At 46.7% G+C, this 23855-nt stretch carries 21 protein-coding genes; 13 read left to right on the top strand and 8 right to left on the bottom strand.

Annotation, left to right across the window (positions count from 1 at the left end; genetic code table 11):
- Positions 1-6: 6 nt before the first annotated feature.
- A complete protein-coding gene (gene fabV / locus ABTV53_RS21400; RefSeq protein ID WP_433746242.1) occupies positions 7-1200 on the bottom strand; it encodes an enoyl-ACP reductase FabV in 1194 nt (397 codons plus the stop codon).
- Between the two features lie 202 nt (positions 1201-1402).
- On the opposite strand from fabV, the gene ABTV53_RS21395 reads away from it, so the two are divergent.
- Positions 1403-2683, top strand: a complete 1281-nt coding sequence (locus tag ABTV53_RS21395; protein WP_433746239.1) for an XRE family transcriptional regulator — start codon at positions 1403-1405, stop codon at positions 2681-2683.
- A 109-nt stretch (positions 2684-2792) separates the two neighbouring features.
- On the opposite strand, the gene ABTV53_RS21390 is transcribed toward ABTV53_RS21395, so the two are convergent.
- Positions 2793-3533 carry a MerR family transcriptional regulator gene (locus ABTV53_RS21390; RefSeq protein WP_433746236.1) on the bottom strand — a complete coding sequence of 247 codons (741 nt, stop codon included), beginning with the start codon at positions 3531-3533 and terminating at the stop codon, positions 2793-2795.
- An 87-nt stretch (positions 3534-3620) separates the two neighbouring features.
- Between ABTV53_RS21390 and ABTV53_RS21385 the strand changes: the two genes are divergently transcribed.
- The 3 genes from ABTV53_RS21385 to ABTV53_RS21375 all read left to right on the top strand — a co-directional run bounded on the left by ABTV53_RS21385 (position 3621) and on the right by ABTV53_RS21375 (position 5946).
- Complete coding sequence (locus ABTV53_RS21385; protein WP_433746233.1) at positions 3621-4322, top strand: lysostaphin resistance A-like protein; 702 nt, start codon at positions 3621-3623, stop codon at positions 4320-4322.
- A gap of 290 nt (positions 4323-4612) precedes the next feature.
- On the top strand, positions 4613-5029 hold the full coding sequence (locus tag ABTV53_RS21380; protein ID WP_433746230.1) for a hypothetical protein: 417 nt from the start codon (positions 4613-4615) through the stop codon (positions 5027-5029).
- A 122-nt stretch (positions 5030-5151) separates the two neighbouring features.
- Positions 5152-5946 carry a hypothetical protein gene (locus ABTV53_RS21375; RefSeq protein WP_433754311.1) on the top strand — a complete coding sequence of 265 codons (795 nt, stop codon included), beginning with the start codon at positions 5152-5154 and terminating at the stop codon, positions 5944-5946.
- A gap of 100 nt (positions 5947-6046) precedes the next feature.
- Here ABTV53_RS21375 and ABTV53_RS21370 read toward each other — a convergent pair whose 3' ends face one another.
- Positions 6047-6862 (bottom strand): class I SAM-dependent methyltransferase, encoded by an 816-nt coding sequence (locus tag ABTV53_RS21370; RefSeq protein WP_433746228.1) that lies wholly within the window; start codon positions 6860-6862, stop codon positions 6047-6049.
- Between the two features lie 73 nt (positions 6863-6935).
- On the bottom strand, positions 6936-7877 hold the full coding sequence (locus ABTV53_RS21365; RefSeq protein ID WP_433746225.1) for a helix-turn-helix transcriptional regulator: 942 nt from the start codon (positions 7875-7877) through the stop codon (positions 6936-6938).
- Between the two features lie 345 nt (positions 7878-8222).
- Between ABTV53_RS21365 and ABTV53_RS21360 the strand changes: the two genes are divergently transcribed.
- Positions 8223-9656 carry a glycoside hydrolase family 1 protein gene (locus ABTV53_RS21360; protein ID WP_433746223.1) on the top strand — a complete coding sequence of 478 codons (1434 nt, stop codon included), beginning with the start codon at positions 8223-8225 and terminating at the stop codon, positions 9654-9656.
- A gap of 164 nt (positions 9657-9820) precedes the next feature.
- On the opposite strand, the gene ABTV53_RS21355 is transcribed toward ABTV53_RS21360, so the two are convergent.
- Positions 9821-10486, bottom strand: coding sequence for a phosphatase PAP2 family protein (locus tag ABTV53_RS21355; RefSeq protein ID WP_433746220.1), 666 nt, complete (start codon positions 10484-10486; stop codon positions 9821-9823).
- Between the two features lie 172 nt (positions 10487-10658).
- Between ABTV53_RS21355 and ABTV53_RS21350 the strand changes: the two genes are divergently transcribed.
- On the top strand, positions 10659-11231 hold the full coding sequence (locus tag ABTV53_RS21350; RefSeq protein ID WP_433746217.1) for a hypothetical protein: 573 nt from the start codon (positions 10659-10661) through the stop codon (positions 11229-11231).
- A 308-nt stretch (positions 11232-11539) separates the two neighbouring features.
- Here ABTV53_RS21350 and ABTV53_RS21345 read toward each other — a convergent pair whose 3' ends face one another.
- Both ABTV53_RS21345 and ABTV53_RS21340 read right to left on the bottom strand, forming a co-directional pair.
- The gene (locus ABTV53_RS21345; RefSeq protein WP_433746215.1) at positions 11540-12325 is read right to left on the bottom strand and encodes an AraC family ligand binding domain-containing protein; all 786 of its coding nucleotides are present in this window, start codon (positions 12323-12325) and stop codon (positions 11540-11542) included.
- A gap of 19 nt (positions 12326-12344) precedes the next feature.
- Entirely contained in the window at positions 12345-12926 is a 582-nt protein-coding gene (locus tag ABTV53_RS21340; RefSeq protein ID WP_433746212.1) for a LysE family translocator, read from the bottom strand.
- A 206-nt stretch (positions 12927-13132) separates the two neighbouring features.
- Between ABTV53_RS21340 and ABTV53_RS21335 the strand changes: the two genes are divergently transcribed.
- The 6 genes from ABTV53_RS21335 (at position 13133) to mmsB (ending at position 21522) form a co-directional block, all read left to right on the top strand.
- Entirely contained in the window at positions 13133-14140 is a 1008-nt protein-coding gene (locus ABTV53_RS21335; protein WP_433754310.1) for a substrate-binding domain-containing protein, read from the top strand.
- Between the two features lie 91 nt (positions 14141-14231).
- Complete coding sequence (locus ABTV53_RS21330; RefSeq protein ID WP_433754308.1) at positions 14232-16100, top strand: cache domain-containing sensor histidine kinase; 1869 nt, start codon at positions 14232-14234, stop codon at positions 16098-16100.
- A 53-nt stretch (positions 16101-16153) separates the two neighbouring features.
- Positions 16154-17401: a response regulator gene (locus tag ABTV53_RS21325; protein ID WP_433754307.1), complete on the top strand. Its 1248-nt coding sequence runs from the start codon at positions 16154-16156 to the stop codon at positions 17399-17401.
- A 316-nt stretch (positions 17402-17717) separates the two neighbouring features.
- Positions 17718-18803, top strand: a complete 1086-nt coding sequence (gene chvE / locus ABTV53_RS21320) for a multiple monosaccharide ABC transporter substrate-binding protein (protein WP_433746209.1) — start codon at positions 17718-17720, stop codon at positions 18801-18803.
- A gap of 21 nt (positions 18804-18824) precedes the next feature.
- Complete coding sequence (gene mmsA / locus ABTV53_RS21315) at positions 18825-20375, top strand: multiple monosaccharide ABC transporter ATP-binding protein (protein ID WP_433746206.1); 1551 nt, start codon at positions 18825-18827, stop codon at positions 20373-20375.
- Complete coding sequence (mmsB, locus tag ABTV53_RS21310; protein WP_433746203.1) at positions 20359-21522, top strand: multiple monosaccharide ABC transporter permease; 1164 nt, start codon at positions 20359-20361, stop codon at positions 21520-21522. The genes mmsA and mmsB overlap by 17 nt, the downstream gene beginning before the upstream one ends.
- 67 nt (positions 21523-21589) lie before the next feature.
- On the opposite strand, the gene mgtE is transcribed toward mmsB, so the two are convergent.
- Positions 21590-22960, bottom strand: coding sequence for a magnesium transporter (gene mgtE, locus ABTV53_RS21305; RefSeq protein WP_433746201.1), 1371 nt, complete (start codon positions 22958-22960; stop codon positions 21590-21592).
- Positions 22961-23150: 190 nt separating this feature from the next.
- Here mgtE and ABTV53_RS21300 point away from each other — a divergent pair, with 190 nt between their 5' ends.
- Positions 23151-23855 (top strand): DNA alkylation repair protein, encoded by a 705-nt coding sequence (locus tag ABTV53_RS21300; protein WP_433746198.1) that lies wholly within the window; start codon positions 23151-23153, stop codon positions 23853-23855.

Below are 23855 nucleotides of genomic sequence, written 5' to 3'. Positions count from 1 at the left end.
ACTTCTTTAGTTTATCAGATGGAGCATTTCAACGTTTGGATCAACGTCTGCTTCATAATCCACACCATCGGTTTCAAAACCAAACAGCTGGAAGAATTCGCGACGATAACCTTCCAGATCGGATAGATCGTAGATGTTTTCTGTGGTCAATTCATTCCAGAGCTTCGCCACTTCTTCCTGAACGTCAGCTCTCATCTCCCAATCGTCAATGCGAATGCGACCTTCTGCATCGGTTGGAACTTCTCCTCCCGCATACAGGCGATCAGCGAACAGACGTTGCAATTGCTCAATGCAGCCTTCGTGCAAGCCTTTTTCTTTCATGACTTTGTACAATGCTGAGATGTACAGCGGCACGACTGGAATCGCGGAGCTGGATTGAGTCACCAGCGCCTTGGCTACAGTTACGTAAGCACGTCCACCTTTGGCACTTAGACGATCATTCAGCTTGTGTGCAGTTGCTTCCAGATGGTTCTTGGCCTGACCGATGGAACCATCACGATAAATGGCATGCGTAAGTTCAGGACCGATGTAGGAGAAAGCGATTGTTGTTGCATCGTCAGCAAGCACGCCGCCTTGTTGCAGGGCATCCATCCACAGTTCCCAATCGTCTCCACCCATAACGGTTACCGTCTGGCGAATTTCCTCTTCGGTTGCCGGTTCAAGAGTCACGGAGCTGATTTCGCCTGTGTGGAAGTTTACCGTTTTGTTAGTGTAAGATTGTCCAATAGGCTTCAACACAGAGTTGTATACTTCGCCGGTGTTCGGATCAATACGTCGTGCGGACGCCACGCTGTAGACAACCAGATCCACTTGACCGAGTTCACTGCGAATCAGTTCAACGGTTTTGTCTCGTGTTTCGTTTGCGAATGCATCACCTGTGATGCTGTACGATTTGAGGCCTGCTTCTTCAGCAGCTTTTTCAAATGCAGCGGAGTTGTACCAGCCTGCTGAAGCTGTACGTTTTTCTGTAGAACTGCTCGGACGATAGATGCCGATTGTATTCGCTCCCGCTCCAAAAGCAGAGACAACGCGTGACGCCAGACCGTATCCGGTGGAAGCACCGATCACGAGTACATTACGCGGGCCTTTTAACTCCGGTTGTGATTTTACATAATCAATCTGTTCCTGCACTTGCGCAGCGCAACCTACAGGGTGGGAAGTGGTACAAATAAAACCACGTGTTCTTGGTTTAATAATCATTTATTTGCATCCTTTCATATTCAGCTCATGTTTCAGCATTTCGATCAAATGCTCGTATACATACCTCCTTATTGTAAAACAATTACCTCGGAAACGGAAACCGTTTCGTTTGATTTCGCCGGAAGAATGGTGTTATATCTTTAATTTGCGATGATGTAAATTGAATGTACTCACTTGTTAGGATAGAAAGGACAGGGATACCATGCTGAAGGAACGTATTGAACTGCTAAGCAAAAGGAAACAAATCTCCCGTAAAGACCTTGTGGAAGGTCTGGTCACGCAGGCCCACTTTGCCAATATCCTGGCGGATCGTTATCCTCTACCTGAGGACTTGGCAGAAGCCATCGCCGGGCGTCTTGGGGTATCCCCTTCCTATATTCAAAAGACTGCGGCTCAGGACGAGGAGACACTCGAGCGGGCAGAGGTAATTTTCGAACAAATGTCTGTTCCGGCGTCGGCGATTTCCGAAGATACGGTTCATGCGCTGGCAGATCGGGATGACACGCTGACTGTTGAGCTGACAACGGCCTTGATGAAGGCGGTCTATTATCAGCAATTAAACGATGCAACGGCTCATGAGTATATACATACGTCCTACCTTAATTTTTACCTGGAGAAATACGGTCGTCCAGACGATATTGATCTGCCGCGTCCGTTAGTCAAGGCACTTTTGTTCTATAAAATACAATATTATCGCTCCAAAATGGCCTTTGTGGATGTACTAACTCATGCAACCCGGCTCAGTGAACTGGCGCTTCCTGGCAGTGAATTCTGGCTGTCTGTGCAAAATATCAAGATGGAAGCCTACATCCAGGTCAAACAGTATGAAGAGGCAAAACAGGTATTCGAGCTTACGATGCGTCATGTATATGATCAGCGGATGTTCCATCGGTTGTCAGGATTATATGTGGCATATAGTGGCTATTGCTTCGCGATGGGGCTGGTTCAGGAGGCGCTCTCGGCATTAACGATGGCGGAGGCAAACCTGGTGTATGCGGGCAACCAGGGAGATCTGGTGACCGCGATTGTCAACAATCGGATTGTCATGTTAACGATGACAGGTGAATTGGATCAGGCACAGGCGGAGATTGAACGATTTGAGTCGCTATTGCAGCAGGAAACGGAAGAAACACAGCTCGCGATGCGGCCGCTCGTCTGTGTATATCAATGCGAAGTGGCTCTGGCGCGGAAGAACTGGGGCGTGCTTGCGCAAAGTGTAGATCAACTCTTGAAATGTGCAACAACACAGGACCAGCAGATGAGCGGAACCTTCTACCAGAGCCAGCTGGCTCTTGCGCATGGAGATCGCGAAGTTTTCATGGAGCGTGCGCTTGCCTGTCTGTCTTATTTTGAATCCGCGCAGCATGTCGTGCGGCTTGAACCGTTATACGAAGGATTGGCCGTGGTGTCTGAGGATCAGCGCAAATACAAGGAAGCGGCGATGTATTATCGGAAACTGGTATATTTGTTACGCAAAAAATAGAGCGGTAGAACGGTATCATCCGTTTGGAAAAGATGGATCACTATGGGTCCCATATAAGGATATTTCCTGGATACAGCCGGCTGAAAAGTCGGCTTTCTTTCTCATTCCACTATAATTTTGATTCCATTTCAAGAGCATAAGCCGTACTAAGCTCCACAAAGTTCAGAACTTCGTCAGATACAGGATATAGTCCTGACTCTGTAGCAGGAAGCTTCCTCACTTCCCAAAACTTTTCGATCAATGTCTCATCGCCTTTAAAAGTATCGTGAGATAACTTCATTAATTCACAGGCAATGTTATAGCCTTCATCCGATTGGGGAGGAACAGATTGTTGTATGCACCACTCAACCCTGCGTATCAAGGAGACATATTGCTGAGTAATCTTATCATTATTATTAAGTTTCGGTAATGCTTTCTGTAGAAAGGCAGCTTCCTCAGTATTGAAGTAATCCATCCACTGTTTAGCAACGGGCTGTACGTTTTGGACCAGATGTGAAACCCGATCCCAGGAAAGTATACCTTCCATATCAATCATATTGATCAAAGACGTAGTATTTTCAATACTGCCCTGAATTGAAGTTAATTGCTCCTGAAGATGATTATGATGTGCGATCAGAATATGACGAAAAGATAACTTGTTCATTACAGTTTGTATGTCTTCAAGCGATAATGATAGTGATTTGAGCAACGTGATTTTTTCAAGCGTGAATAAATCTTCCTCTGAATAATAACGGCGACCGTTGTCTTCCTTATGACTCGGTTTTAGTAGACCGATCTGATCATAATAACGTAGTGTTCTCAAGGAAATATCTCTCTGTTTGGATACTTGTCCTGTTGTCCATCTCTGCATGCTTTTTTCCTCCCAAAAAGTGCTTGCAGGTGACGTTACGTCACCTAATATCATTATAATATATAACAGAGGATTGAGGGATCGAGAATGACTAGAGCGGTAATGTGGAAAAAGACGGATCAGTGGACATGGCGTGAGTTACTAGTGTTGCTAACGCTGGAATTTGTATTTGTAATATTCGTGATCAAATACCCGATACAGTCCAGATATGAGGAGTGGTTGGATAATACCCTTTATTCTGGGACACTCACAGGGCTTACCATCGCAATTACACTTTTGACGGTACTGTATTTGGTTGCTTTGCGACCGAAAAAGCTGTCGTGGAGAGAGGTGGGCTTGAAGGGATTCCCCGTAAGGGATTGGTGGAGAATTGTACTGTGGCTCCTGCTTCTCATCATTTTAAGTGTGATGGCAGTATATCTCACCAGTTTTCTTGGAAATACGGTAGACAACAGCAAAACAGAGAGTCTGCAGCAACATGTCACTCTTTTTACTATCGTTATCGGTATCGTTTCGGCTGGATTCGTGTCACCTCTCTATGAGGAGATCTTTTACCGCGGGTTCATATATCGCTGGCTACGGACTCGTATCAGGATGAAATGGGCGATTGTGGTTAGTGCTCTAATCTTTACTCTTGCTCACTTTCCAACGATTAATGCCATGCCCGTGAATTTTATTAGTGGCGTTGTGTTTGCATGGGCTTATGAACGGACAGGATCGGTCGTGCCAGGCATGATTGTTCACGGTGCGTTTAATACGATTGCCGTAGTGTTAACCGCAATGAGTTAGAATGATGATTATAGTATGGACACACATTCAAGAATGAGTATATTGAATATGATTTGGTGCAATGCTACCACTTTAACCACAAATAATATCTGCCAAACGTAAAATGAGGATCGCATTAGCAGTTGCTTTTTTGCGGAATTGGCATAATGTCTTACCAAAGAAATGATTATCCGGTAATTTGATTACCGGATTTTTCGTTTTTTTTGTATGCCGCCAGAAGGGTATTCAAAGACAAGCCGCGGTGTTTATAATTTAATTATGAATAAAATATAACAAATGAGGTGCTTACTATGGGATGGTTCGGTAGAAAGAACAAACAGGAAGATACGATTGCGAAAGCAGATAAAATGATGAATAAAGGACTCACTGGCATGATGATGAAAGGTTTCGTATCCAAGGAACATCGGGAGGCAATCAACCAAAGTCTGGATTCGGCAAAACAGGCACAATTGGCCGCGAGTGGTTCGCTTCCATTAACGGCAACAGCAACGGTGGTGACAATCACCGATACGGGCAAACTGATCAACTTTGATCCGATTGTTGTGCTTGTATTGGATGTGACAGAGACAAACGGTAACCAGTATCAGCGAACCTTGGAGACACTGGTGTCCAAAATGCAGATTCCACGAGTTGGAGATCGGGTGGGATTGGGTCAGAATCCAGCGAATCCGACTGAACTGATCTATATGGGACTAGTTTCCATCTAGAAGGTTTTGCTTGTAGGACAGTGATACTCCATTTATAAAATACGTATAACAACTGACTAAAGACATATTGTTAGAGGTTTTGATAGAGATATGAAGAGAAGGATGAAGAGAGGGTGGGCCATATGGTAGGTTTCCTGCGATTTATTGGCGTATTAATGGTGTTTGGAGTGGGGTTCTCCCCATTTCTGGCGCAGCAACTGTGGAATGATCCGTTTATCATCATGCAAGCCTGGTGGTATAAACCGGCGATCTTTGCCGGGTTCGGGTTGATCTTTGTTCCTGCGATTTTGAGCAATATTTTTGGCATGGGTCGAGTCAAGACAGGTTTACCGGCAGTGGGTGTCATTAAGACTATACAACAGACAGGCACGTATATTAATGAACAACCGGAGGTTCGATTGGGTCTGACGGTGTCGCGTAAGGGGCGTGAGAAATACGATACGGAAATGAAAAGTGTTATTCCCCTGACATCCATGGCACAGTTTCAGCCGGGCAGCTTCATTCCGTTAGTGGTCTCTGTGAAGGATGAACGCAAGGTAGGGTTTGATATGAAAGGGCATTTATCACAGGAGGATCTGCAGCAATTGCTGGATGAAAAGATGGTACAGCAAGGGGTATCCCCTGAGATGATGGATATTGCAAGAACAGGCGAAAAAGCGATGGCCAAGATTCTCGATGTCACTCCACTTGGGAGTGGAGGCAGTAATAAAATCAAGCTCCAGCTCAAACTCAGCATAACAAAGATGAATGGCGAAACCTTCAATGTGACAACGCAAAAAGAAATTCTGTCATCTGCGCTGCCGCAGGTGCAGCAAGGTCATATCATTAACGTCATTTATTCAAGACAAGACCCGACAAAATTGGTCTTGGCATTGAATGTAGAAGAACGACAGTTAAGTGACTTGTTCTCTTCGTGAGGATATAGATAATAGGGAGGTCGTACATGTCATTAACATGACATGTACGACCTCCCTATTACATTTGGTATGTACAACAGATGCAAGCAACGTACTGTTTTCAGACAATACCAAGGCGCATGCGATATGAGAAGAGTACTTTTCTGGATTGTCCTTCGAATATACGATTAGCCAGTGCTCTAAACTCGTCAGCAGCTGTTAACAGGTCATCCGCTCCAAGCTTCAACGCTGTTTGCAGCCCGCCTTGGCTTAGGGCGAGATTGACGTATCGATCGGCAGTAAATATCTCGTGGTGATGAAACACGATTTCCCGTACATATCGGAACAGTCCAGATTGCTGAATCTGCTGCAGATGGTCATCCTTGCTCCATTTGTGTGCCTGGCTACCCTGGGGAGCCAGACTGGCTGCTCGTTGATCTGCTTCCTTATTCAGCTGCAGGTAGGCCTGTTCCAACTGCCAGTCCAGCATTGGCGGCCAGTCGCAGTCGTAAGCAGCAAATATGCCGCCTGTGCGAAGTACACGTGCAAACTCGCGTAGTGTAGGTTGCGGCTCCATCCAGTGAAATGATTGGGAGCAGGTCAGCACATCGACACTGCCGTCGGGTAGTCCGAGATCATGAGACAAGCCAGACACGAACCGAAGGTTATCCGGCTTCCCGGCAGATTCCCACTTGGATTCTGCTACAGACCTCATGTCATCACTGGGTTCGAAGCCGATGATGCGTTCTGCCTCATTAAGCCAGATCCACGAGGATAAACCGGTGCCACAGCCAACATCTGCGACCATACGCGGAGTGCTGCCAAGATATGTTGTTAGAATATCCACGACTTCAGTGGGGGCAGCTGGTCGGTTCTGATCGTATAACGTACCGAAACCTTTGAAACGTTCCACATTGTTGCGTCTAATGTCTTGCATGGATAAGCCTCCTTCGTTCAGTTAGATGACGGAGAGTCAGCTGTGATCAAAAGTTGTATAGGCCTATATTATATCATTCATTGTTGGGTAGTTTGTTCATGACGTTCTGCAAATGTTCAACGGCTTTGATATGACGTCTGAGCAATTCCTGTCCAACATGAACAGGCTCGATTACGGTCAGCTCGGAACCAAACGATAGCAGAAAGGAGTAGAGCCATTCCCCCACATTCAATTCGAGAGACACACGGAGCCTGCCATCAGGCTCTTTTTTAATAAGGGACGGTTCGAAAAAATCATACACTCGGTATGCAATATTGCTGGAGAACGAGAGTGTAAGAGGAGTCAGGACAGGAGTTGCCTCTGATTCAGAGTGGGTTGACCCCATTTTAACAGCGTGATCGTTTTTTCTCGTTAGAAAAGTCAATTGGGTGATCCGTTTCATCTTAAATGTCTCGAATTCTTTCCGATCAGGGTCATCATGAATATAGCCTTTGAAGTACCATGTACTATTTTTGAAAATAAGCTTCTGTGGTTCCACAGTCGGAATGCTTTTCTCACCATCCGAATTAACATAATGAAACGTAATCAGTTGGTTCGTTAATATGGCTTGTTTCACCTGATTGAACAGTTCCCTCTCCTGCAGGGGGATGCTGCCCCAGGGTGAGAAATTGAATTCGATCCAGTCCAGCTTGTGATCAAACAGGGCGGTCAGCCGTTGCAGCATATGGGCACTATTCAGGTGTGGGATCGCACTGATGCTGTATAGTCCCATCAAAATTTCGTTCTGGTCTTCTTCCGACAACAGGGACTTGTCCATGACATAGTTGTCCATCAGATGGATTCCGCCATGTTTGCCGGTCGTGGTATAGACAGGTATGCCCGCAGCGCTCAGCCGGTCGATATCGCGGTACACCGTACGTACAGAGATCTCGAACATACGGGCGAGTTCTGGTGCAGTGGCTTTCTTTTTCTCCAATAACAAAAGCAACATTCGAAATAATCGGTTATTTTCCATGCTCTGATTATACCATGACAATAGGTGTCAGGGTATGGGTGGTACACTGGGGTAAAAGTCTTACCAAGACATTTTGACTCAGTTTTATAATTTGTTCTTCATTTATTGCGAAGTAGTGAAGGGGACGATATCGATTCTGACGAAACGAAGTGTTCGCTAAAAGCTTTCTGTAAGAAAGCTACTTCGGAAGCAAACGTTATCATCGGATTTTTCCATTTAGGGATAGGAGTAAAAAGAAATCCGAGGATAACAGCGATCAGAAGAACGATTCGTGACCGGAACGGCTACTTGCGTAATATCAAGCACTTTATATCGATAAGAGTTAAATATGAAGGAGGAATTGTCATGACAATGAAAGAAGGATTCTACTGGGGTGGCGCAACGGCTGCCAATCAATTCGAGGGTGGATGGAACCAGGGTGGCAAGGGGCCAAGCACGTCTGACATGATGACAGGGGGAACCCACACGATTCCACGCCGGATTACACCTGTATTGGAAGAGGGTATGTATTATCCGAGCCATGAAGCGGTTGATTTTTACGGACATTACAAAGAAGATATTGCCATGATGGCAGAGATGGGCTTCAAGATGTTCCGCATGTCCATCAACTGGTCTCGCATCTATCCGAACGGTTACGATCTGGAGCCAAACGAAGAGGGATTGCAGTTCTACGATAACGTTTTTGTCGAGTTGAAAAAGTACAATATTGAGCCGCTCGTAACGATCTCCCATTATGAAACGCCATTCGGTCTGACACAGAAGTATAACGGCTGGGCTTCCCGTGAAGTCATCGATTGTTATCTCCGTTATTGCACAACTCTTTTCAATCGTTACAAAGATCAAGTGAAATACTGGCTGACATTTAACGAGATCAACTGTCTGACAATGCCGATGGGTGCTTATATGGCTGCAGGTATTTTGTTTGAAGGCAAAGAGACGCTGGTTGATGGCGTGGATGATCCACAGACTCGTTTCCAGGCCCTACATCATCAATTCGTCGCGAGTGCCAAAGCGGTGAAACTGGGACATGAGATCAACCCTGAGTTCAAGATTGGCTGTATGGTTGCATTCATGACAACCTACCCCAATACATGTAATCCGGACGACATGCTGCTTGCACAGAAGAAAGACCAGCTGTCCAACATGATCTGTGGTGATGTACAGGTTCGTGGTGCATATCCTGGATTCGCCAAACGTTTCTTCGCCGAAGAAGGCATTCAGATCGAGATGCAACCGGGAGACGAACAGACCCTGCGTGAAGGTTGCGTAGATTTCTATTCCTTCAGTTATTACATGTCTTTGGTTGAAAGTGCGGACGAGTCCCTGGAGAGAGCAGAAGGTAATCTGCTTGGTGGTATCAAAAATCCATATCTCGAAGCTTCCGACTGGGGATGGCAGATCGATCCGAAAGGACTGCGTTACACGCTGAATCATCTGTATGATCGTTATCAGATTCCACTGATGGTGGTTGAGAACGGTCTGGGTGCTGTCGATGTGGTAGAGGAAGACGGCTCCATTCAGGATGACTATCGCATTGATTATTTGAAAGGTCACATTGAACAGATGAAAGAAGCGGTAGCTGACGGCGTAGATTTGATCGCCTACACGATGTGGGGATGTATCGACCTGGTTAGTGCATCCACTGGAGAGATGAAGAAGCGTTATGGCTTCATTCATGTCAACAAGGACAATGATGGTAACGGTGACTTAAGCAGAACACCGAAGAAGAGTTTCCACTGGTACAAAAAAGTTATCGAATCCAATGGTGAAGAGTTATAATTTGATGTTAAAAACGGATTCGCCTGTTCTCTTCAATGGGACAAGCAGGTTCATGTAGTCCCGAGTGAGTTCAGGACTACTATAATATGAATATAAAACTACCCGGCGATCCTTCAGTTAAGGAAAGCCGGGTAGTTTTTGGTATTAGTACAATATGAAGCCGACTAGGCCAGCCTTCTGCTTTGCAGTTGGGACATGCGCTCCAAATGACGGTGATAAAACCATATGCATGTGGAGAGCCAGCAACCACTCAAGAAATATCCGCCGACGATATCACTTGGATAATGCACACCCAAGTAGATACGACTTATACCAATGGTTAGTATAAATACGGCGCTGGCAATAATCATCAGCACACGTCCGGTGACGGTGGGGACATGTTTCCAGATGAGAAAGGCCAGTCCACCATACAGGCTAAATGCGGCCATGGAGTGCCCACTGGGGAAGCTATAACCGCTCACTTCGATGATCCGGTTAATGGTAGGTCTGGCACGCTGGAATACCAGTTTAAGCAATGCATTTAACAGGGCTGAACCGGCGAGCACGCAAGCCAGGAAGAGTAGTTCGCGTTTGTGTCGCAGCCAAACGTATAACACAATCATTGCAATGATGGTAATGAAGACCACAGGCATTTCGCTGCCGATCCAGGTGAAAAAGTGCATGAATTGTGTCATGCCGGGAGATTCCAACCCCTGAATCCAGCCAATTAGCGTATCATCAAATCGATGAACCTGGTTGTCGCTGATGGAAAGGGTGATGCTTACAAAGGAGATCATGCATAACGCCGCAACGAGCAGCGGGAATGAGATATTCTTTTTCCAGTTGTGCATCAAATGTCGAGTTCCTCCGTGAACGTTGATTTCGTATGTTGTCTTCTTGCGTATGTCGGACATAACGATATTTGTATTGTGCTATAATTTTACAATAAATATAGCAACAATCAAAATATGTAACCTTAACAACGCTTATTCAAGCAGAGAATGTAGGAGGGGAGCGGTCGGAATGAAACGACATTTGGTGATGTGCATGTTGATCTTACTGTTGGTTACGTCGGGGTTAGCTCTATTTCCCGGGAAGAAAGTGTATGCTTGCAGTTGTGTCGAGAGTGATGTTCAAAAGAGGTTGGAAACGTATACAACGGTATTTACAGGAGAAGTGGTGAAGAAAGGCGCATCGCAGCAATCGAAACATGACGGCTTATTAAGAGAGTATACCTTTGATGTAGATACTGCATGGAAGGGAGTTCATGCCAAAAAGATGAAGATCATAGGGAGTGACGGAGGGTCTGACTCCTGTGGCATTCAATTTGAAAAGAAGCAGTCCTACTTGATCTTTGCCAGTCTGGATGAACGAGACAACAGGCTGCATACGAATCTGTGCAGTGGCAATATTCTAATGGAACAAGTCGGAGACGATCTGAAATTGCTGGGTGCGGGAAAGCTTGTAAGTAAAGAAGATTTTGGAGAAACCACCGATGGGAGAGGTGAATATTTCCAACTCATCTTATACGGCACAGTCATTCTATTGGCAGTGTTGGCAATCGTATGGGTCTGGAGACGAAAGAGAAGAATCTGATTGCTCAAGGAAAAAAGAAGCCAATCCCCGTACAGCGCGTTAAGATCAATTGACGCTCCATACGGGGATTTTCAGGAGTGGCGTCAAAATTATATCCATTTGGAGTCGGGACTATCGATCCGATGGAACTATATAAATTGAACTAAACATTTACACAAAACGGAGAGGACGGAAAGAACTTGAAGAAGCGGAGCGTTCGCCTTTATCACCGGATTTTCCCTTTATAAAAGGGATCAGAAAAATCTGGGGATAACAGCGATCAGAAGGTTATTCTGTCATCGGAGTGGCCAGTGTAAATATTCTTTAGTTCACTTTGTATAGTTTAACTGCAACATGTATTCATAAGCTGTGATACCGAATACCCGTTTAAAATGACGGTTCAGATGGGTCAGATCAACAAATCCGCAATCGGCAACAGCAGTATATACGTCCTTCTGCTTTTCGATGGATTGACGGGCACGCTCCACCTTGCAGTTTAAGAAAAACTGGTAGGGGGATATGCCGGCTTGTGCCTTGAATTCACGGATAAATTGAAACTTGGACATGCCAAATTCGGAGCTTAAATTGTCCAGCTTGAGTACATCTTCGGTGCTGCACAACATGATTTCCTTGGCTCTTCGAACCAGACTGTCCTGAGGCAACCAGATTTTGGTATCCATCTCCTTCTGAGCCAGAAGGTGGACCAGATCGAAGACCCGTTCGCTGCATTCGGCTTCATCCTGTCTGAGTTGAACGGCATCGTTCAGCATCAGAATGCTACGTGCAAGCTCAGGATCATAGACGATGGGACTTCCAAAACGCAATTCCTTTTTGCCGATAATCTCCTCAACCAGATCCGGCTTCAAATACAGCATCACATAATCAATGCCAGCCTTATCATAGGAGCTTCCATCATGAGACTGTTCGCGGTTGAACAACATGATACCATTTTGGTGAGAAGCCTGATATTGTCCGTCCAGGTTGTATTGTTGAATGCCGCGCAGCGTTACGCCTACGGCATACTCTTCGTGGCAATGTTTTTTGTATGCAAAATCAGTAAAGCTGGCGGATAGTGCCAGCACGTCTTGCGACTTTTTATAGTTAAACCGTTCCATGCAGCACACCTCCCAAGCATTAGATTATTCCGGATACTATAATGGCTGAGTATAACAAAAAAAGAGCCATGAGAATACTCAGTAATTTTTGGTGCCGATTCAGCAGCGTTCTGAAAACCGTGCCAAACACAACCCAACTGGAATAGGCGAGAAAACCAATGAAGGTAATGAGCAACACGAACAGAAACGATGAGAATGAACTTTGATAAAAGGGCAATACATAACTTGGAATGACAGTGAAAGTAAACAAGACCACCTTGGGATTCACAAATTGCATGATAAAACCGTTCCCAAATCCGGTAACTTGGTTCGGTGCATCCTCAGTGGTACCCATCTTGTAGATCTGATACGCCAGATATACCATATACAGGCCGCCGACAATCTGCATCACCTTCAGAATTCCGGGCAACACTCCGGCAAGAAGCTGATTAAGAAAAGCTGAAGCAGTAAGCAGCAGACCAAATGCCAGCGTAGCTCCCCACACATAGTGCATTGTTTTTCGCGCGCCTACCTTCTGAGTAGACGATAGAATGATGATATTGCTGGGGCCGGGGGTGAACGTAACAACGATGCAGTAGATTAAAAAAGATGCAAGATTCATAATGATGATGCTCTCCTCTGGTTGTAGTTTAGTTCCATGATCATACGTCCAGAAGGAGAAACCATATAGTACATTATTGCAGCAGATACACGGTTGGCAACAGGAGCTCGCTTATAAAAGATAAGGGGTAGTTTTCTTTTTGAATGATTGCGTTTACAATTTAAACGGAGCACAAGATGATCAGACCACTTGAGGAAGTGAACGTAATGAAGAAGATGCTGCTAGTCTATATTTTGCTAATCTCGGCATTTGCGCTGTATGTGTTGAGATTCGAATATACCAGTCAGGTAAACAGTTCATGGGAGGACCGGGGGCTGCGCGGTGATATCGGAGAGACGTATATCATGATTACATTTCAGTCCGGGCTGGAGTATTGGAAGAGCCCACTTAAAGGCTTCGAGGATGCCGGGGATGCACTTGGCGTGACCGTAGAATATCGCGGTGCTACCCGCTATGATGCGAAGGAGCAGACCATGGTAATTGAGCAGGCCATCGCTCGTAAACCCGCAGGCATTGCCATATCTGCAATCGATCCACAATCGCTAGTTCCAGCGATCAACAAGGCAATCGACGCAGATATCCCTGTTGTATTATTTGACGCGGATGCACCTGGCAGTCAGGCCTATTCTTTTCTTGGGACAGATAATTACAAGTCGGGTGTAATGGCTGCCGATAAAATGGCTGAACTGCTGGGTCGGGAGGGAGAGGTTGCGGTATTAACCATGCCTGGACAACAAAATCATGAAGAGCGCACGAAGGGTTTCCGCGATACGATCAAGGAAAGATATCCTTCCATGCAGATCGTTGAAGTTGCAGACGGACACGGTGATGCGATGGTATCCCGAGACGAAACCCTGAGAATGATGAAGGAACACCCGGAGCTAACGGGTATTTTTGTGACTGAAGCTACCGGAGGAGCAGGAGCGGGGGAAGCCGTTCAAACTGCCGGGGACAGACATCCATTGCAGATTATTTCGTTTGATACGAATAAGGATACATTGGATATGATCAAGAATGGTACAATCTCAGCTACGATTGCACAGGGAACCTGGAATATGGGATATTGGTCACTCCAATATTTGTTCCATCTGCATCACCAATTAACGGTTCCTGCCCCATCATCTTCCGGTGAAAATGCACCGCTTCCCGTGATGGTAGACACAGGGATCTCTGTGGTGACACGCTCCGATGTGGATGATTACTATGCCAAATAACAAGGGGAATCTTAAGAGTCCAAGGGCTTGGAGCAGGAGAGCGATTCTTTCCACTTTCAGGAACGGGATTCGGCGTTTACGCTTGCGTAATATGCCCCTTCGCTACCAGCTGATGCTGCTTTTTCTATTATTCGCCATTGTTCCTTCCGTAGGGCTTGGGTTGCTTGTGAACTGGACGGTTGAGCGGGTAGTTGAGCGACAGGTTGAAGGGCATACCATGCAACTGATTGGCAAAGTGAATGAAGCTCTCAACAGCAAAATGGAGAATTTGCAAAACATGACCTATCTGATTGCATTTGACCCGGAGATTGATGCTTTTATGGACGACAACATGCCACCGAATGATGATGCAGGCATCGAACCGATGAACATGGACACAATTACCGAAACGGAGCAAAATCGGTTATATGGCATCAAACAAACCTTGCAGGGGTTCACAACGTTGTATCCTGAAATCGCCGGGATTGTTCTCGTCAATGCAAGTGGTGACTATATTAGCAACGAGATGTATCCCCGAACAGAACAGAGCCTGATCCAGGAAAATTGGTACCAACAAGCATCGGCCAATCCGGGCATCTTCATGGTATTGGGTCAGCCGAAAGAGCGTAATCTCACGACACATGTACGGTACAAGGATGATGAGATTGTATCCGTTGCACGTTCCATAACGGATGAAGCGTCAGGACGTGTGCGGGGTGTTATTATGATTGATCTTAAACTAAGGTCCGTCTCTCAGGCTGCCCGTAATGTAACCCTGGGGAAATCCGGTTATGTGATGGTGACGGATGGAGAAGGTCAAAGTGTATACAAGCCTGAGCATCCGCTAATAGAACACATTCCCACAGACTGGTTCCCCTCCGGTGAGAGTGGAACATTTACCGCCGAAACAGAAGGTGGGACGTTATTATTTATGTATCAGTCGTCTACCTTTACGGGTTGGAGAACGGTAGGGGTATTTCCTACAAGAGAATCGATATCCGAAGTACGCCAAATCCAGTTTTACGTGGTTAGCTTTGTTTTTGTGGTGTGTTTATTCGGCCTGAGCGCCTCTTTATGGTTCTCCCGTTCCATTGCTCAGCCGATTTTTCGGCTCATGTCCTATATGCGCAGGGCGGAGACCGGCAATCTCAGACCAGGTCGCTGGAGCGATCGCGCTGACGAGATTGGCATGCTTGGCAACAGTTATAACCGAATGCTCGCACAGATTCGAGAACTGATATCGCTGAATGAATTGCGAGAACGGCAGAAGCGCGACGCTGAAATGCGAAGTTTGCAGGAGCATATCAAACCTCACTTTTTGTACAATACCTTGGATACGATTCATTGGATGGCACGCAAAGAGGGGGCAGAAGATGTATCCGGCATGGTTGGCGCGTTATCTCGATTATTTCGCATAGGGCTTAGTAAAGGACAGGATTACATTCCGCTGCACTCCGAGATTGAGCATATGACCAGCTATCTGCAAATTCAGCAGACACGATACCGCGATCGTCTTCAGTATACATTGAATATTCCAGAGGAAATGCGGGACCTTTTTGTGTTAAAGCTGCTGCTTCAGCCCCTGATAGAGAATGCAATCTATCATGGAATCAAGGGCAGGCGCGGGCCGGGACACATTCGGGTGGAGGCCAAAGTGGAACATAACAGACTGCTGCTGACCGTTCAGGATAATGGAGCAGGCATGTCGAACGAACGGCTTGCCGAGATGCAGCATCTGCTCGAAGCTCCTTTGGCCAGTTTGGAAGCGTCTTCGCCTCAGATGACAGGCAAAAGTTATGGGATGTTGAACGTGCAAGCGCGTCTCCGGCTGTCTTTTGGCGATGAGTACGGTATTGTGCTGGAGAGCGAGGAGGGTCAAGGGACTAGTGTGACCATCATTCATCCGTTGATGCGAGAGCTCCCACCAACCCAGCAAATTAATAACGAAGAGAGGCAGGAAAATGAATGGGAAAATTCATAAAATCGACCGCAACTTTCACTGGAATAGATGAGACATCCGAATCAACCAGGGTAATGGAGATTACGCCTGATAGCCATGTGGCGAAGAAATACCGCGTGCTCATCGCTGATGATGAACCGATCATTCGGGAGGGGATTCGGGATGCAATTGACTGGACAACGCTCGGGATGGAGGTTGTAGGTGAAGCGGAAGATGGCGAGGAAGCGTTGGAACGGGCGGCGGACTTGGGTGTGGATATTGTTCTCGTGGATATGAATATGCCATTCCTGAACGGAATCGAACTAATCCGTGCCCTTCAGCAGAAGTGCCCGGGCTGTCGTTACCTGATTATCTCGGGACATGATGAATTTGCATATGCGCAGGAGGCGGTTCGTCTTGGCGTAGAGGATTACATCTTGAAACCTGTGCAAGCAGAACAATTATATGCTGCGCTTGAGCGTTTGCATCAGCGACTTACTGAAGAGCACCAGAAGACGGCATATGTACAACAGGCAGCCCATCAGATTGAACGTAATATCCCGCTGCTTCGCCAGCGATTTATGCTGGAGTGGCTGGAAGAGCAGGCTGAGGGGAGGGATCTGACGGAGCAACTTGTGTTTTTGCGTCTGCCCGCAGTTCCGCCTGTGCAGGTTGGCATCGTGCGCTGGCCTGCCGCTGAAGCGCGTCAGACGATACTGAGAGAGAATGATCGTCAGTTGTTTCTGTTTGCAGTGGAAAATATAATTAGTGAACTGCTGGGGGACCTGCCGCATGTCCTGTTTCGGGACGTAAGCGGATTGATTGGCATGTGTCTGTGGCAGGAAGCTCCTGAAGAAATAGAGTCCCTTCTGGAACAGCAGATCAGTTCCTGCCTGAATATTGCCATTCATGCTCATGTGGAGAAGCATACAGGGCCACTGGAAGAAACGCCGGATACGTACCGTCATTGCCGTGAACGGGTATACGGGGAAGTGCAGTTGTCCCCTCTGGTTCGCCGGGCAAGACAACTTATTCACGAAGAGTATGCCGAGCGGGAACTGACCCTGGAATCGCTCGCTTCCCGTCTACAAGTATCTGCCGTATATCTTAGTCGTGTGCTGAAGAAAGAGCTGAATGATTCCTTTGTCACGCTTGTCACGCATGCTCGCATTCGCAAGGCTATACAGTTATTAGATTCAACAACACTGCCGATTCACACCATAGCTGAACGTGTAGGTTATGATACCCAGCATTATTTCAGCACTGCATTTAAGAAAACGATGGGCATTTCGCCAGTGCAGTATCGAAAGAACGGGGGAACGGCTCATCATTCCGCGAATTAAATATCGTATTACAGTTGTTCATTCAGACGTGTGAAAAATGAGATGGATGTGTTCTACTTCGTGTGAAGCGAAGTGGAGCATGTCCTTTTTTTGTCTCTAATATGGTATCTCAGGGATCACACTTATACTTTAAGCGTTTTCATCAAAAGTTAAATTTTTATAAAAAAGGTTCAAAACGTGCAAAGACCTTGTGGCATCTCGAATGCTACCATTGGTCTCAGACAGGAACAGAAAGCAACAGATGAACTACATGCAATGTAAGCGTTATCTTATAACTCATTCAGAACCGTATGACGTGAGGAAAGGGGAACTTCATATGAAAAAAGGAGCAATGCTCATCTTGTTTCTGGTGATGACTTTGATGCTCTCGGCCTGCAATCTGGCAGAGAGTGGTCCAGGCAGCAAGGAGAAGGGATATGTCGGTATCTCGATGCCAACCAAATCATCAGAGCGATGGGTGGGAGACGGGGAGAACATGGTCCGTCTGTTTCAGGAGCAGGGGTACAAAACCGATCTTCAGTATGCTGAGGATGTGGTTGAAAATCAGATTTCACAGATTGAAAACATGATCACCAAAGGTGTGGATGTGATGGTCATCGCGTCCGTGGATGGCAACACATTAACGGATGTCATCAAGAAGGCGCATGACGAAGGGATCCAAGTGATCTCGTATGATCGCCTCATTCGCAATACGCCTTACTTGACCTATTACGCTACGTTCGACAATTTTAAGGTGGGTGTGCTTCAAGCCTCCTATATCGAACAAAAGCTTGGGCTCAAGGACGGGAAAGGACCGTATAACATTGAGTTGTTTGGTGGCTCTCCAGATGATAATAATGCCTATTTCTTCTTCGATGGTGCCATGTCTGTCCTGAAGCCATACATCGATTCCGGCAAGCTGGTCGTACGCAGCAAGCAGATGACGATGGCCCAGATTGCGACCTTGCGCTGGGACGGTGCACTGGCCCAGTCACGAATGGATAACCTGCTGAGTGCGTATTACTCGGGTGATCATCTGGATGCAGTATTATCTCCTTATGATGGAATCAGTATTGGTATCATCTCATCCTTGAAAGGGATCGGTTACGGTACTTCGAACAAACCGCTGCCTGTTATTACAGGACAGGATGCCGAACTTGCCTCGATCAAGTCAATTGTGGCCGGGGAACAGACGCAGACGGTGTTCAAGGATACACGGAAGCTAGCGGAGAAGACGGTAGAGATGGCCAATAGCATTTTGCAAGGAAAACAGGCGGAAGTTAATGATGAAAAATCATATAACAACGGGATTGAGGTTGTCCCAGCGTATCTCTTGGATCCTATCTCCGTGGATCGTACCAATGTGGAACAGGACATCGTGGGTACCCAGTATTACACGAAGGAAGAAATCGGACTGAAATAATAAATGAAAGGAGCACATCCCATGGCCGGAATCATTCTGGAAATGAAGAACATCACCAAAACCTTTCCTGGCGTCAAAGCGCTGGAAAATGTCAATCTGAAAGTTCGTGAAGGCGAAATTCATTCCATATGTGGTGAAAATGGCGCAGGTAAATCTACGTTGATGAAAGTGCTGAGTGGTGTATATCCACATGGCACGTACGAAGGCGACATTTTATTTCAGGGCAAGAAATGTGAGTTCAAGGATATCAAACAGAGCGAGGATCTTGGAATCGTCATTATCCATCAGGAGTTGGCCCTGATCCCCTACCTTTCGATCGCAGAGAATATTTATTTGGGCAATGAGCGTGCGAACAGAGGAATCGTCGACTGGAAGGAAACTTTTGTGGGTACACGAGAACTGCTCTCGAAGGTTGGATTGAGCGAAAATCCGAACACGCTGGTATCCAGCATCGGGGTAGGTAAGCAGCAACTGGTCGAAATTGCGAAAGCGCTCTCCAAGAAGGTACGACTGCTTATTCTGGATGAGCCAACGGCTGCACTGAACGAGGACGACAGTGAAAATCTGCTGCAATTGATGCTGGAATTCAAGAAACAGGGCATCGCCTGTATCCTGATCTCACACAAGCTGAATGAGGTATCCAAAGTGTCTGATTCCGTGACCATTTTACGGGACGGCAAGACGATTGAGACGTTGGATATGAAGAAAGAGAAAGTGACAGAGGACCGGATTATCAGTGGAATGGTAGGACGTGATCTCACCAGTCGTTACCCGGAGCGTCATGCCACCATTGGTGAAGTTATCCTTGAGGTAAAGGACTGGACGGTATATCACGAACATCATGCCGAGCGGAAAGTACTGGATCAGATCCATATGAATATCAGACGTGGTGAGATTGTAGGAATTGCCGGGTTGATGGGGGCTGGGCGTACGGAGCTGGCCATGAGTATCTTTGGTAAATCCTATGGCCGAAATATTTCGGGACAGCTCATCAAGAATGGTAAGCCGATCCACAACAATACCGTCACGGAGGCCATCCAGAATGGGTTTGCTTATGTGACAGAAGACCGTAAGGAATACGGACTCATTCTGATGGATGACATCAAACGCAATATTTCACTGACGGGTCTCAGCAAGCTGACGCGAAACGCGGTAGTGAACGAGCGCGAAGAAGTACTGGTAGCGGAAGAGATGAAGAAAAGCATGAATATCAAAGCACCAAGTATTTTGCAGAAGACTGGCAATCTGAGTGGAGGCAACCAGCAAAAAGTGGTGCTGAGCAAATGGATTTTTGCCGGACCGGATATTCTTATCCTGGATGAACCTACCCGCGGTATTGATGTGGGAGCAAAATTCGAAATCTATACGATCATTCATCGGCTTGCTGCTGAAGGCAAGGGCGTACTGGTAATCTCATCCGAGCTTCCGGAGGTTCTTGGCCTGTGTGACCGGATCTATGTAATGAATGCCGGACGAATCACCGGTGAAGTCAGCCGGGAGCAAGCATCGCAGGAAACGTTGATGAGATATATGACCAAGTCTGGAGGCGGCAAGCATGGAAATGATAACTAAACTGTTCAAAAATAATATCCGTCAATACGGCATGATTATTGCCTTGGTAGTGATTATGCTCTTGTTCGAGGTACTGACAGGCGGGCTGCTGCTCAAGCCGATTAATATTACGAATCTGATCTTGCAGAACAGTTACATTTTGGTGCTGGCGATCGGAATGGTGCTGGTCATTATTACCGGGCATATTGACCTGTCTGTTGGTTCCATTGCAGCCTTTGTCGGTGCCGTTGCCGCAATTATGATGGTGGATTGGCAGCTTCCGGCCTGGCTTGCGGTTATCGCTTCCTTGCTGGTTGGCGCTTTAATCGGTGCATGGCAAGGCTTCTGGATCGCGTATGTGCGGATTCCGGCATTTATCGTGACGCTGGCAGGGATGTTGCTGTTCCGAGGTTTAACGATGATTGTGCTGGAGGGGCAATCGATCTCTCCTTTCCCGGGTGGATTCCAGAAAATAAGCTCGGGTTTCCTGCCAGACATTCAGTTCTCGGGTTTCGGTCTGGTATCCATTATTGTGGGTCTTGTACTCACCGTCTGGTACATTGTTAATGAATTGCGGGAACGCCGTTCCCAACGAAAATATGGCTTCGAGGTTGTGTCACAGGGGCTATTTCTGCTCAAGTTGATTGTGGTGGCTGCCGTGACGAATCTGTTTACATTTGTACTCGCGAGTTACGCGGGGATTCCGAACATCCTGGTCCTGTTGTTTGTCCTGATCGTTGTGTACTCCTTCGTGATGAATCGTACAGTCATGGGACGGCATGTGTATGCGCTTGGAGGTAATGAGAAGGCCGCAGGTCTGTCCGGAGTCAAAACAAAAAAGGTAACCTTCTGGGTGTTCGTAAACATGGGTACACTTGCCGCGGTATCCGGGTTGATCTTCGCCGCACGTCTGAATGCGGCTACGCCAAGAGCGGGTACCAACTTTGAGCTGGATGCCATTGCGGCCTGCTTCATCGGTGGTGCTTCCGCTTCAGGGGGCATAGGTACGGTATTTGGTGCCATCATCGGTGGTTTGGTTATGGGTGTGCTGAATAACGGGATGTCCCTGATTGGTCTCGGTATTGACTGGCAGCAGGGAATTAAGGGATTGGTACTGCTGCTGGCTGTAGCGTTTGATATCTATAATAAAAATAAAAGATCGGCGTAATACAATAAAATGAAAAAACAGACCTTGATCTCAGGATCAGGTCTGTTTTGCTGTATGCCCAATTTATTTACATCAAGGCATCGAGGAAACGTGTAGCGATTCCAAAATAGATAAACAGGGACAAAATATCATTCAATGTGGTGATTAATGGGCCCGAGGCAACAGCCGGGTCGACTTTGAAACGACTAAGTAGAAGCGGGATGCACGTACCGGTCAGTGTACCAATGACAAGAGTGAGGAACAGAGATACCCCAATAATGGCGCCCAGCAGCCAGTCCCCTTGCCAGAAATAAGCGATGACAGTAATCAGCAATCCACACACCAAGCCAATCATGGTGCCTACTTTGATCTCCCGACCAATCAGTGCGAGTACGGTGGCTTTGTCGAGCTTGCGCCCGATTAATCCACGTACCACAACAGCCAGAGATTGTGTCCCTGTATTACCCGTCATACCCGCGATCATGGGCATGAAGAATGCCAATGCTACAACCTGATTGAGTGTATCCTCGAAGAAATCCACAATACTTCCCGAGATTAGACCAATCAGCAGCAATAGAATGAGCCAGGGAAGCCTGCGTCTGACGGCCACGAGTGGTTTGGTATCAAAGTCGATATCCTTGCCGCCGCCACCCATCTTGGCCAAATCTTCACTGGCTTCATTCATAATAATATCGATGACATCATCCATCTGAATGATACCGCATAACCTGTGATTTTCATCCACCACCGGAAGTGCAATGAACTCATAACGCTGTAGAAGCTGTGCTGCTTCTTCCTGGTCCATATCTACCGTTGCATGGATCACCCGCCGGGTCATCAGTTCTTGAACCTGGGTCTTATCGTCAGCCAAGGCAAGGGATCGATAACTCACGACACCGACCAGTTTGCCTTCATTATCGGTTACATACAGGTAACTGGAAGCGGAGATATGCATGGTACCTTGCGATTGCCGTAAGGCTTCCTTGGCTGTCTCATGAGCAAGCAGGGTCCGATATTGATCTGTCATGATGCGCCCTGCCGTCTCCGGCGGGTAGTTAAGCACGGACCGGATAATGGCAGAGTGATCCAGGTTCATATTGGACAGCAATTCTTCTCTGCGTTTGGCGGGCAAATCGTGCATGAACCGAATCAGATCACTTTTGTCCATCTGCTGCATGACTTCAAGCGTTCGTTCCGGCCCAAGTCGTTCAAACAGTTGAATCTGTTCGTGCAGCTTCAAGGTCTCGGCGATATCCGCCAGCGCATCGGGTTTGAACAGGAGCAGAAACCGATTGGTTTCTTCTTCAGGGAACTTTTTATATACAAGTGAGAGGTCGTAGGGATGCAGTTCTTTCACCAATTTATAAAAATCGGGCAGGTTCTGCGATTGCACATGTTGTACGAGTTGTGCGGTGATCTCCTCCACGGAGAAATCTTTCTTGGTATGAGGTCCGTTCATATCGACACTCCTTTCTAAACGGTCAGCTTCATATTTTTAAACGAAATGGGTTGGCGGTTAAACAAATAAAGGGAAAAGAGCGCACCCAAAATGATATTGTAATCTTGCTCAAACATTCGATATGGGCTTACAAACAGCCGCTGCAAGGATATACTTGTTGTACAGCAACAGGCGAGGAGGATATGCGCTAGTGGAAGCAGATATCAGAACACAATTGCTCAGCATGGTTGAGCCGGAGTATCAGAAATTCTCGGCTGCACTTATTCCCAACATCACGAATGTACTGGGTGTAAGGTTGCCAGCCTTACGAAAAATTGCCAAGCAGCTTGCCGCGGGGGACTGGCGCACGTATCTGGAAACGGCAGAGGATGAATATTTTGAAGAAGTAATGCTGCAAGCCATGGTCATCGGACATGTTCAGGCTGATCTGGACGAGCTGTTAAAGGCTATTGAAACATTTGTACCCAAGATTGACAACTGGTCGGTGTGCGACAGCTTCTGTGCGGGACTGAAATATACGAAGGTGCATTCGGAGCCCATGTGGGCGTTCTTGCAGCCGTATCTGGGATCAGATCAGGAATATGAAATTCGGTTTGGCGTGGTAATGCTGTTGAATTTTTATCTGAATGAGAGATATATTGATCAGGTTCTGACCGTATTGGATCAGATTAGTCACGAGGCGTATTATGTGAAAATGGCAGTTGCTTGGGCCATCTCAATGGCTTATGTGAAACAACCTGAAGTGACCATGCGTTATTTAAAGCATAATACCCTGGACGATTTTACGTATAATAAGGCACTTCAGAAAATCACGGAATCTTATCGCGTTGATCCGGAGAGCAAGCAGATGATCCGCAGTATGAAGCGTAAGGTGAAGAAGCAGGTTACCTCCTAG

Origin of the sequence: Paenibacillus amylolyticus (assembly GCF_050990605.1) — a bacterium.
In the GTDB taxonomy this organism is placed as follows: Bacteria; Bacillota; Bacilli; order Paenibacillales; family Paenibacillaceae; genus Paenibacillus; species Paenibacillus amylolyticus_H.
Note: the sequence above shows the minus strand (reverse complement) of the source record. Positions and strands in the feature narration are given on the sequence as shown.